We start from the raw sequence: 11,329 nt of genomic DNA, 5'->3' as shown, positions 1-11,329 counted from the left end.
GGCTTATGTCTGACAAAAAGGCGATCGCGTCCGCGCGCGACCCACCAAGCGGCATCGCCGCATGGCGGGCAACGCCGAAATCTGGCGCTCAGACCGCCTTGGCGCGCGAGGCCCCACGGAAGGAATCGCGGAGGTAGCCCAACGTGGCGTCGGCATCGGCCGGCTTGCCGAACAGATAGCCTTGCCCGCCGGCGCAACCGAACTGGACCAGCCGGTCGGCCTGCGCTTCCTCTTCGATGCCTTCGGCGACCACGTCCATGCCGAGCCCTTCGCACATGGCGAGGATGGCGCGGATGATGTGTTCGGATGGCCGGTCGTCGAGAATGGAGGAGACGAAGGCGCGGTCGATCTTGAGCTTGTCGAAATGGAATTCACGCAGGCGGCCGAGCGAGGACTGGCCGGTGCCGAAATCGTCGAGCGAGACGCGAATGCCGACGCGGCGCAGATCCTCGACGATCTGCGCGGCCGAGGCCGGGTCGTTCATCAGGCCGGTTTCGGTGATCTCGATCTCCAGCCGGCGCGGATCGAAGCCAGTGCGGTCGAGGATCGCCAGTATGTGCAGGCCGGTGTTCTGGTCGACGAGCTGGGAGGGCGACAGATTGAAGGACAGGAACAGGTCCTTCGGCCAGCTCCTGGCGGCTTCGGTCGCCTTGCGTAGCACCAGCTGCGACAGCGGGCCGATGATGCCGCGCTCCTCGGCGATGGGGATGAAGACGGTCGGCGGCACCGCGCCGAGGTCGCGGTCGGTCCAGCGCGCCAGCGTCTCGAAGCCGATGGTGCGGCGCGTGGTGAGATCGACGATCGGCTGGAAATGCGGCTCCACCTCGCCGGCGGAGACGGCGCGGCGCAGCGCCTGCTCGATGCGGGTGACGCGTTTGGCGGCCTCTTCCATCTCACGGGTGTAGACGACGACGCGGCCGCGGCCCGAACGCTTGGCATGGTAAAGCGCCGTTTCGGCCTTGTTGATGAGAATCTCGGTGGTCTCGTCGCCGGAATAGAACAGCGAGCAGCCGACCGAGGCCGAGAGCCTGGCGGTGCGCTCGCCGACATCGTAAGGCGCCGACAGGATCTCGATCAGCATGCGGGATTTTTCCGCCGCCGCCTCCTCCGAGAACACCAGGGGGTAGAGGAAGGCGAATTCGTCGGCGCCGATGCGGCAGACGGTCGAATGGCCGTCCATCGAGGCGCGCAGCCGCATCGCGACCTGGATCAGGATGTCGTCGCCGGCCTTGTGGCCGAACAGGTCGTTGATCGGCTTGAAGCCGTCGAGATCGAGAATGCCGACGGTGAAGGGCGCGGGATCGTCGGCACGATCGCTGATCAGGCGGTCTACCTTGTCGAAGAAGCGGCGATGATTGCCAAGCCCGGTCAACGGATCGGTGAACGCCAGATCCGTGCTTTCCCTGTTTGCCTGACCGGTGCCAAACGGAGTTTGCATCGGTGTCCCTGCTCGTCCCTGCTCTTGTCGTCGGAATTTATTTCGAGACTGGCAGCAAACCCTTTAGGAAACGTATCCCAAAAACGATTTTTGTAGCCGGAGCACGATCCCGAAAACGGGATCTGCCTTTCGCCGTGACCCGTGCCCAGACGCCGGATACCTTCGTGAAGCCGGCTACAAGATACGTCGAGCACCCGGATTTTCAGCCGTTTGACTTGACGCGGTAGAGCTCCAGGGGGCTGCCTTTGGTCTCCGCCACCGGCTCCAGCCATTCCGGCACGCTGCCGCGCATCAGCCCGGCCAGAAAACCGTCCGGCGCCCTGGCCGCGAACAGCCGGCTTTCCGGGTTGCCGCGGCAGAGCGCGACAAGGCCGACATGATAGCTTTCGACGATGGCTTTGGCGTCGCTGGCCGAGCCCAGCAAGGCATCGAACACGAGCAGGTTTCCGGCGACGTTGCGATGATAGGGCCCGGCGAACACGCGATGACCGGTAAAGGCGAGGACGGGCGAACCAAGATTGGAGATGGCAAGCACCGTGGTAGGGGCCATCGCGCCAAGCACGGCGAACGAGGCCTTGCTGTTGCAGGGCGCATCGATGCTGGCGTCCCTGGCGGGTGCGGCGGTTGCGAAAACGCTCGAGGCGGCCTCGGCGGCACCCGACCAGATGGCATTGACCGAGATCAACCAGGCTGCGGCCATCCTGAGCACGGAGCCGCTGGACGGGCTGGCCTCGGCCCGCTGCCGCCATTTGGCGATCCAGGCCGAAAGCGGAATCACCGCGAAGGCGATGGAGAAGGTCGAGCCTCGCACTTCCCAGGCGCTGACCAGGACCGCAGCCACCAGCAGCGCGGCAACGAGGCTGTCCTGCCGCCGCCAGTCGCCACGGCTGAAGCGGAGCGCCATCAGGACGATCGCCACCAGGGGCGTCGCAAAACGCGCCACGGCCCTGGCCGGATCGTCGGCGACAAGCTGAACGATCGACTGCGCCTCCTCGATATAGCCGAGCCACATCCGCTGCAGGCGCGGGTCGAGATGGGCATAGGGCGCCGCCAGGCATTGCGGGAATAGGAGCCCAATAACGAGAGCGAGGGCGGCGGCAAGCAGGCCAAGCGACATCAGGCGCCGGGCCGCCGTTGCGTTGGCGGCCTTCCATGAAGCAATGATTGCCAGGCCGGCGCCGGCAAGCCCCGTCACGGCGAACTGGACGACCGAGAACGTGTCGCACTGGGCCTGGCCCCAGGACGACATCGGGACAGTAACGGCGAAGACGAGAGCCGAGGCGCCGGCGACGCCGAGACCGAAATCCCTGGCGACCAGCCTTTCACCCTCCCGATTGCCGAGAAACAGCAGCGCGACGACGGCGCCGAGGGCGCCGGCATAGGGCGCGCTTTCCATGCCTATGGCCAGGGTCAGCGTGGCGCAGATGCCAGCGACAAGGGCAGCCGGCCGCTGCGTGGGCGCCTCGAGCAGCAAGGCGAGGCCCGCCAGCGTCAGCATCAGCTGGACATTGTGATGATCGAGTGCGCCTGGGGAAAAAATCCCGATGTAATACAAGGCCGCCCCGCCGACGACGGCGGCGGGCAGCACGGCGGACGCGCCGGCGAAAGCGCGCGCGGCGCGGATGGTGAAGAAGAGCGCCAGCCAGAACTGCAGCGCAGGCCAGAGCACTTGCACGATTTGTTCGGCCAAGGCAGTGCTGCCCGTCAGGGCCGAAGCGGCAAGGATGCTCAGCGCCAGCGGCGCATCGAGCAGCCGCGACCAGTGCATGACGAAGCCGCCCTCCAGGCCCATCCTGTACTGGTGCAGGTCGAACCAGCCCTGGCCCGCCAGCAGGTCGCGGACTTCGACCAGTTGCAGCAGGCTGTCATTGTCGCCCGCCGGATTGGCCAGTTGCGGGAATCCCTGCTGGGCCTCGAGCGCCAGCAGCAGCAAGGCGGCAAGCAGCGCGAACGCGATATCGGACTTCCAGGTGGAAGTTCCCCTTGCTGTGCCCATCCCGATCGCCCTTGGCGGGAATGCCGGGCCTTTCCAGGCCAATCGACACTCATGAAGTCGGCCTTAAACCTAGCCTTAACGGCTTCAATAAATAGTAAAACCGCCTGAACGCGGCCGGTTTCCGGAGCGCGACCGCATGGTCGACAAGGCATTCGGAGACGAAAATGCCGCAAGACATCAGCCATGAACCCGTCATCGCCGTGCTCCTGCCTTGCTACAATGAGGAGCTGACCATCGCCGAGGTGGTGCGGCGATTCCGCGAGACGCTGCCTGCGGCGACCATCTACGTCTACGACAACAATTCGAAGGATCTGACGGCCCTGCGCGCCCGCGCGGCCGGCGCCATCGTGGTTCGCGAGCCGCGCCAGGGCAAGGGCAATGTGGTGCGGCGCATGTTCGCCGACATCGACGCCGACATCTATCTGATGGCCGACGGCGACGGCACTTATGCGCCCGACGACGCGCCGCAGCTGATCAACACGCTCTTGACCGAGCGGTCCGACATGGTGGTGGGGACCAGGCGCGGCGTCACCGACGATGCCGGCCGCGCCGGGCATGCCTTCGGCAACCGGGTCTTCAACGGCCTCTACAAATGGCTGTTCGGCAGCGATTTCACCGACATCTTCTCCGGCTACCGCGTCTTCACCAGGCGTTTCGTCAAGAGCTTTCCCGCCGTCTCCGGCGGCTTCGAGATCGAGACCGAAATGTCGGTGCACGCCTCGCAGCTCAAATTGCCGGTCAGCGAGATCGCGCTCGACTACGGCCGCCGTCCGGAAGGCTCGTCGTCGAAGCTGTCGACCTTCCGCGACGGCGCCAGGATCCTGTGGATGTTCGCCATGCTGATGAAGGAGACGCAGCCGCTGCGCTTCTTCGGCGCCTTTTCGCTGTTCTTCCTGGCTTCGAGCCTGTTCCTGATGGCGCCGGTGCTGGTCGAATTCGCCGAAACCGGCCTTGTACCGCGCATGCCGACCTGGGTGCTGTCGGTCGGCCTGCTGCTTCTGTCCATGCTGGCGGCGGTAACCGGACTGATCCTCGATTCGGTCTCGCGTGGGCGCGCCGAACAGAAGCGGATCTTCTATCTCTCCATGCCTTCGGGCCGTGTCCAGCGCCGCACGGGCGACGTGGTTCAGAAGCCGGGCAAGGCCCCGCGCGCGGCCTGAACGATGCAACGCGTCGTCCGCTTTGTCTTCGCAGGCGGCATCGGCTTCGTCTCGGACGCGGCGGCGCTGTGGCTGCTGCTCGCCATCACGCCGCTTGGGCCGTTCGTCAGCCGCATCCTGTCGATCGGCTTCGCGCTCTGCGTCACCTGGCAGATCAACCGGCACCTGACCTTCTCGCCGTCGAGCAGGGGAATGACAAGGGAAGGCGCCCGCTATGGCGGCGTCGGCGTCGCCACCAGCATCGTCAACTATGCCGTCTACTCGGCCGTCCTGTTCGCGGTGCCGGCAATCTCGCCTCTCGTGGCTCTCGCCATCGCTTCGCTGGTGGCCATGACGCTGTCCTTCCTGGGTTACTCGCGGCTGGTCTTCGACCGTTAGCGGCGTGGCCCGATTGGCAGAAGGCGCCGCGACCCTTATATCGCTGTCAATTCAAAAGTGTTGGAGCGTAGTTTGTGCATCCAAGGGGATGCACGTCGCTCCAATTGCGCTGGGAACCTGCCATGAAGCTGAAAATCGCCGTCCAGATGGACCATGTCTCCACCGTGTCGATCGCCGGCGACACTTCGTTCGCGCTGTCGCTGGAAGCGCAGCGGCGCGGTCATCAATTGTTCCACTACACGCCAGACCAGCTGTCGCTGCGCGACGGCAAGGTGTTTGCCCGCGTCGAGGAGATGCAGGTGCGCGACGAGAAGGGCAGCCATTACTCGCTGGGCGAAAAGGTGCGCACCGATCTGTCGGAGATGGACGTCATCCTGCTGCGCCAGGACCCGCCCTTCGACATGAACTACATCACCACGACCCACATCCTGGAGCGCATCCATCCGAAGACGCTGGTCGTCAACGACCCGGCCTGGGTGCGCAACAGCCCGGAAAAGATCTTCGTCACCGAGTTTTCCGACCTGATGCCGGACACGCTGATCACCAAGGATCCGCTCGAGGTCGCCGCCTTCCGCAAGGAATTCGGCGACATCATCGTCAAGCCGCTCTACGGCAATGGCGGCGCCGGCATCTTCCATCTGCTGGAAGGCGACCGCAACCTCGCCTCGCTGCTCGAAATGTTCGGCCAGTTGTTCCGCGAGCCCTATATCGTGCAGCGCTACCTGAAGGATGTGCGCAAAGGCGACAAGCGCATCATCCTGATCGACGGCGAGCCGGTGGGCGCCATCAACCGGGTGCCGGCGGAGCACGATTCCCGCTCCAACATGCATGTCGGCGGCCGCGCCGAGAAGACCGAGCTGACCGAACGCGAGCGCGAGATATGCGCCCGCATCGGACCGTCGCTGAGGGAACGCGGCTTCATCCTCGTCGGCATCGACGTCATCGGCGACTACATGACCGAGATCAACGTCACCTCGCCGACCGGCGTGCGCGAAGTGCAACGCTTCGGCGGCGCCGACATCGCCAGTCTTTTCTGGGATTGCGTTGAAGGCAAGCGGCGACTCTAGGCAGCGCCCCGATCTTTGCTTACCGCCACCTGTTGCCGCGGGCGGCACGACAATGACCCGGCCACGCAGCCGGCTGACCGCGTTATTTCCGCGCCGCCGTGACCAACGTTCTGATCGCCCAGCGCTTCACGTCACGCGCTTCCGCATCGTCGAGCTGCAAAACATCCTTGCACACCACCATGGCCTCAGGCCCGAGGATGAGCGCAAGCGCCTTCGCAAGCCTGTCGAGGTCCTCCGGGTGGTACCAATCACGTGCCGGCTCGAGCGCCGCCTCGATCAGCGGTGTGCGTCGGTTCTGGCGGGCAGGGAGGTCGCCATCCTCGACGGCTCTGGCCCGACGCTCGATTGACTGGGCCAGCATTGCACGGAGCGCGGGCTCATTCGCGAGGATCATGTCATGCAGGACCCGGTCGGCGCGCTCAACGCGCGCCACCGGATCAGTCGAGGATTCATGCTCGAACAGTTCTTCCGGCCCGGGCACAGCGATGTCGATGGAGGCTTCCAGGAGCAGCGCGTCGATGCTCGGGAAGTAGCGGTAGGCGGTGGCTCGTGAGACCAGCGCCTCCGCTGCTACATCTTCGAGTGCCGGCTGGCGACCCTGTTTCATGAGCCGCGTCGCGGCTTCAAGCAGGTCCTTGCGGGTCCGCCGCCGTTGGTTCGGCCGTCCGGCCTTACCCGCTCGGGTCATTGATCAGTCCTGTGGCAGTTGCCGAATGATTGCTGCAAGGTCGAGCCAGACATTTTCCCGCTTGATGTCGCCCTGGCCGTTGAACTCTATGACATGGAGCAGCCGGAACTCCAAAGGACGATTGCGGCCTTCAAGCCCAAAGGGCCGGCCTGGCGCGCGGCCCCGCCATAGTGACTCATCCACGAGGAAGCCATCGCCGTAAAGCCTCTTGACGCAATCGACCGAGCTTTCCGCCAGATCGGAAAACGTCGCCTGGTAGAAGGAGCGGGCAGCATCGCGTCCATGCGAGGGTCCGAAGGGCCAGCCGACAACGTCATGCTCGACGTCTTCGGACAGGGTCCGCAGCACGCCTTCGACGTTGTCGCTTGCCTCGAAGCCGAAATGCTCGTCAATCTTCCGATCCATGTCCTTGGGGGTAAGCATCATCTTGGTTCTCATTGTTCGCGGGAATGATGCCGCGGCATCGGCGCGGCGGCGGATTGGCAGTCTTACTTCGTGACGAGCTTGTCGCCGGCCAGACGGGCCTCCGGCGACAGGAAATACATGTGAATGTCGTAGTGCGGAATTTCGTAGCCATGGTGGCCGTTTGGCTCGAACCCGATATCGATGTGATTGATGGGAGGCTGCCGCTTGCCGTCAAACCAAGGCACGAGCTTGTTGTGGGAGACGCCTTCGGCGAAATCCTTCTGTGAAATCATGTACTCCATGCAGGTGATGTGGCCCTCGATCACACAGTAGATGGGTCCGAAGGGCAGATTGGCCGGGTTCGCCCAATGCTCGCCCATGCCGGGCACATAGGGTGAAATCTGCACCACGCCGGCAGGCAGGACCCGGGTTCTCGGCAGTTGACTAAGTTCGGCCTTCAACGATCCGGCAGACGCGCCGCTCGCGGCGCCCATGGCGAGCCCAATTGGCAGCGCCGCTACGAGCAACATTCGAAGGATCGGCCCAGGGGGCGTCCAACGATGATGCTCAGAGGCATCGGAATGAAATGCTCGGGTCGAAAACATGTGGTGTGATCCCTGGGTGAGATTGAACGATGGGCACCTCATAATGAGATTTCTGTCTCATTGCAATAATAATCTTATTAGGAGACGATGGTTTTGACATCCCGGGACACTGGACGCGGGTCGGCGGCGGCAGCTATCGCGCCGATCTACGGCGAGGACTGGGGTGTTGATCTGATCTCACCTGAACGCAGCGTGGCGGACGGACTTCGTTCAGGGCCCGGACAGTTGGTGGCGGGTTCGCACAATGGCTCCTGGCCTCGTGGCGGCCGATGTCCCGCTGATGAATCGCGCCGGGCGGCATGCAGATCGTCGGCCTGCCCGACAGGGCGGTGACTGCGGGCGCGGACAGGCGGCGCTCCAGGCATCGGCGGCGGACCTGCCCAAGGAAGGCAGCCGTTACCACCTGCCGACCGCGCTCGGCCTGGAGCCTAGATCCTACTATGCCTTGGCATACTGCTCGGCACTCATGACTTCGATGCAGACGAAGCGCTCGTTGCCTTCCACCCAGGCGTCGTGGCCCGGCGGAATCGTATAGGACGTGCCTTGCCCAAACGTTTTCTGGGTTCCGTCATTCATTTTGATGGTGATGGTTCCCGAGACGACGTAGCCGACATGCGAAACCTGACAACTGTCGGTCTTGACCACCGGCTTCACGCATTCGGACCATTTCCAGCCCGGCTCCATGTTGAGCCGGCCCAACGTATAGCCGGGAAGGCGCACCACTTCGACGCGCGTCTTGTCCGGCGTGCGAACTTCATCCGGGCTGTTGTGAGACTTGGACGCAAATTTGCTGACTTCCACACCGGCCATGTCATCCTCCCTGTACTCGACGCGGAGCCTGACGTTGCGATTGTCGGAACCGCGACGGATTCATATCCCATTTGGAGCCGGCATACAATTATAAGCAGTTGCTAAAATATATACTGACCGTGCCCGCTCCTCTCCTCTGCGGCGCCGGGCCGAATGGCCTGTTTTCATTTTGTCTTAACCATGTTCCGCTTTCTGCAACCGCATACAAGCGCTGTGCAACCGGGGCGGTTACAGGTTCCGGAGATGTTTCGGATTTGATCGGGGGGCCAGTGGAACCCTTGCGTGGGGGGCAAACCGAGGGCGAGGGGAGGGCTAGCCTTTTCCACGAAATCCGTCCTTTTTGTTCTTGTATTGTTCTTGCCTAAGCCTGAAATCTGTGGTTGTCTTGCGTTGACGGCGCTCGCGGCCTGTTCACAAGGCCCGCGGCGAGCCGGCATCGGGGGCAGAAAATGGTGGCGCGGGTTCGTACGGTCGCTTTCCAGGGCATCGAGGCCGTGCCGGTCGACGTGCAGGTGATGATCGCGCCCGGCAAGGTCAACATGCACATCGTCGGCCTGCCGGACAAGGCGGTGGCCGAGAGCCGCGAACGGGTCCAGGCGGCCCTGCATGCGTCGGGCCTGTCGATGCCGTCGAAGAAAGTAACGATCAATCTGGCGCCCGCCGACCTGCCCAAGGAAGGTAGCCATTACGATCTGCCGATCGCACTCGGGCTGATGGCGGCTCTCGGCGCCATTCCGGGCGACATGCTGGCCGGCTATGTCGTGCTCGGCGAACTGTCGCTCGACGGCACCATTACCGCGGTCGCCGGCGCCTTGCCCGCCGCGATCGGCGCCAATGCCCAGGGCAAGGGCCTGATCTGCCCGTTCGCCTGCGGACCGGAAGCGGCCTGGGCGGGGCGGGAATTCGACATTCTGGCGCCGCGCAGCCTGATTGCCATCGCCAACCATTTCCGCGGCACGCAGGTGTTGTCTCGCCCCGAAGCCGGCATCCATGCCTCGGCCCGCGACCTGCCCGACCTTGCCGACATCAAGGGCCAGGAGACGGCGAAGCGCGCGCTGGAAGTGGCGGCCGCCGGCGGCCACAATCTCCTGATGATCGGTCCGCCCGGTTCCGGCAAATCGATGCTTGCGCAGCGTTTGCCGTCGATCCTGCCGCCGCTGGCGCCGAAGGAATTACTCGAGGTTTCGATGATCGCCTCGGTGGCTGGCGAGCTCGGCGAAGGCAAGCTGACCGACCGGCGGCCCTTCCGCGCCCCGCACCATTCGGCCTCGATGGCGGCAATGGTGGGCGGCGGCATACGCGCGCGGCCGGGCGAGGTGTCGCTCGCCCATCACGGCGTGCTGTTCCTCGACGAGTTCCCCGAATTCACGCCGCAGACGCTCGATGCGCTGCGCCAGCCGCTCGAGACCGGCGACTGCATGATCGCGCGCGCCAACCACCGCGTCACCTATCCGGCACGCATCCAGCTGGTGGCGGCGATGAACCCGTGCCGCTGCGGCATGGCCGGCGAGCCGGGCTATCGCTGCCTGCGCGGCGAGCGCTGCCGCACCGACTATCAGGCACGCATCTCAGGCCCCTGCTCGACCGCATCGATCTCAGGATCGATGTGCCGGCGGTCTCGGCCAGCGACCTGATCCGGCCCGACCGGGCGGAGAAGAGCGCCGAAGTTGCACTCCGCGTCGGCCGCGCGCGCACCCTCCAGCGCGAGCGCTTCGAACGGCTCGGCGTCAACAGCGCCACCACCAACGCGCATTGCTCTCCCGCGGTCATCGAGGCGATCGCCATGCCGGACGCCGCCGGCCTGTCGCTGCTCAAGGACGCCAGCGAAAAACTCGCCTTTTCCGCCCGCGCCTACCATCGCGTGCTGAAAGTGGCACGCACGCTGGCCGATCTCGACGCCAGCAAGGCCGTCGGCCGCATCCATCTGGCCGAAGCGATTTCGTACCGTATGAGTGCGGAGCGCGTGGCGCAGGCCGCGTAGAGTTCGTGCCCAGAGGCCGGCATCCGGCCTCGGCGCGTGACCTGCTCGACTTCGCCGGTGGCAAGGCAAGAGATGGTCAAACGAGAGCTTGAAGTGGCGGCGGTCAACGGCCAAACCCTGCTAACGTTGTGCGAGCTTTTAGCCGGCGCGACAACTCATGACCTTTGCGGTCGCTGTGTAATGCGGCAAGGTGCGGTGCCCCAGTTGCGCGCTACGAGTGGAGAACTGCACTGAAGGTTCCTGACGATTTCCTCATTTTCGAGACCGAACATTGGCTCGTTACGCACAGGCGGAACTCAGCCCTTCCCGGCTATCTGATGGTCGGTTCAAAGACTGACACCATCGATCTATCCACGTTGTCGGCGCCAGCACTTGCCGAACTGGGTCCAGTGTTGGGAGGCGCTCAGAGCGCATTGCAATCACTGCTCGGAGCCATGCGTGTGTATCTGGGCAGATACGGTCATGACTCCGGTTGGCCGATCCACTTCCATGTGATCCCGATTTATCAATGGGTGGAAGACCTGTTTTGGCAAGATGAACGATACCGTATCCTCCAAGCATTTGGGCAGTCACCACCGGAACCAGCGACCGATGGTGCCGAGCTGACACTGTTTGTTTGGCGAGAGTTCTGCGAGAGGGAAGACCCGCCGTCGATTCTGGGGCCTTCTGTTCACGAGGCAATCGAGATGCTTCGGGAGAACATAACAGCTAGATTTGGCAACTCTGCCGTCGGCCCATCTTCGCCGCTCATGGCAGGGGAGCGACGGCTCTGAGAGCAGATGTGCAGATTGCCGTCGTGAT

General features: G+C 64.1%; 10 protein-coding genes and 1 pseudogene. 5 read left to right on the top strand and 6 right to left on the bottom strand.

The window, feature by feature from the left end; all coding sequences use genetic code 11:
* Positions 1 to 88: 88 nt before the first annotated feature.
* Positions 89 to 1,438, bottom strand: a complete 1,350-nt coding sequence (locus tag LB536_RS23595; RefSeq protein ID WP_224596815.1) for a putative bifunctional diguanylate cyclase/phosphodiesterase — start codon at positions 1,436 to 1,438, stop codon at positions 89 to 91.
* A gap of 202 nt (positions 1,439 to 1,640) precedes the next feature.
* On the bottom strand, positions 1,641 to 3,434 hold the full coding sequence (locus LB536_RS23590) for a GtrA family protein (RefSeq protein WP_224596812.1): 1,794 nt from the start codon (positions 3,432 to 3,434) through the stop codon (positions 1,641 to 1,643).
* 164 nt (positions 3,435 to 3,598) lie between these two features.
* Between LB536_RS23590 and LB536_RS23585 the strand changes: the two genes are divergently transcribed.
* The 3 genes from LB536_RS23585 to gshB all read left to right on the top strand — a co-directional run bounded on the left by LB536_RS23585 (position 3,599) and on the right by gshB (position 6,039).
* Entirely contained in the window at positions 3,599 to 4,594 is a 996-nt protein-coding gene (locus tag LB536_RS23585) for a glycosyltransferase (protein WP_224596810.1), read from the top strand.
* Between the two features lie 3 nt (positions 4,595 to 4,597).
* A complete protein-coding gene (locus LB536_RS23580; RefSeq protein WP_224596808.1) occupies positions 4,598 to 4,972 on the top strand; it encodes a GtrA family protein in 375 nt (124 codons plus the stop codon).
* A 122-nt stretch (positions 4,973 to 5,094) separates the two neighbouring features.
* Positions 5,095 to 6,039 carry a glutathione synthase gene (gshB, locus tag LB536_RS23575; RefSeq protein WP_140760319.1) on the top strand — a complete coding sequence of 315 codons (945 nt, stop codon included), beginning with the start codon at positions 5,095 to 5,097 and terminating at the stop codon, positions 6,037 to 6,039.
* 82 nt (positions 6,040 to 6,121) lie between these two features.
* On the opposite strand, the gene LB536_RS23570 is transcribed toward gshB, so the two are convergent.
* The 4 genes from LB536_RS23570 to LB536_RS23555 all read right to left on the bottom strand — a co-directional run bounded on the left by LB536_RS23570 (position 6,122) and on the right by LB536_RS23555 (position 8,547).
* Positions 6,122 to 6,727 (bottom strand): TetR/AcrR family transcriptional regulator, encoded by a 606-nt coding sequence (locus LB536_RS23570; RefSeq protein WP_140760317.1) that lies wholly within the window; start codon positions 6,725 to 6,727, stop codon positions 6,122 to 6,124.
* A 3-nt stretch (positions 6,728 to 6,730) separates the two neighbouring features.
* The gene (locus tag LB536_RS23565; RefSeq protein ID WP_224596806.1) at positions 6,731 to 7,153 is read right to left on the bottom strand and encodes an ester cyclase; all 423 of its coding nucleotides are present in this window, start codon (positions 7,151 to 7,153) and stop codon (positions 6,731 to 6,733) included.
* A gap of 62 nt (positions 7,154 to 7,215) precedes the next feature.
* Positions 7,216 to 7,662, bottom strand: coding sequence for a hypothetical protein (locus LB536_RS23560; RefSeq protein ID WP_224596803.1), 447 nt, complete (start codon positions 7,660 to 7,662; stop codon positions 7,216 to 7,218).
* A 513-nt stretch (positions 7,663 to 8,175) separates the two neighbouring features.
* Positions 8,176 to 8,547, bottom strand: a complete 372-nt coding sequence (locus LB536_RS23555) for a cupin domain-containing protein (RefSeq protein WP_140760313.1) — start codon at positions 8,545 to 8,547, stop codon at positions 8,176 to 8,178.
* Positions 8,548 to 8,996: 449 nt separating this feature from the next.
* Between LB536_RS23555 and LB536_RS23550 the strand changes: the two are divergent.
* Together LB536_RS23550 and LB536_RS23545 are read left to right on the top strand one after the other, a co-directional pair.
* Positions 8,997 to 10,528: pseudogene (locus tag LB536_RS23550) on the top strand (YifB family Mg chelatase-like AAA ATPase).
* Between the two features lie 317 nt (positions 10,529 to 10,845).
* Positions 10,846 to 11,301, top strand: a complete 456-nt coding sequence (locus tag LB536_RS23545) for an HIT family protein (protein WP_411966575.1) — start codon at positions 10,846 to 10,848, stop codon at positions 11,299 to 11,301.
* Positions 11,302 to 11,329: the final 28 nt, after the last annotated feature.

The organism is Mesorhizobium sp. ES1-3 (genome assembly GCF_020164795.1).
Taxonomy (GTDB): domain Bacteria; phylum Pseudomonadota; class Alphaproteobacteria; order Rhizobiales; family Rhizobiaceae; genus Mesorhizobium.
Note: the sequence above shows the minus strand (reverse complement) of the source record. Positions and strands in the feature narration are given on the sequence as shown.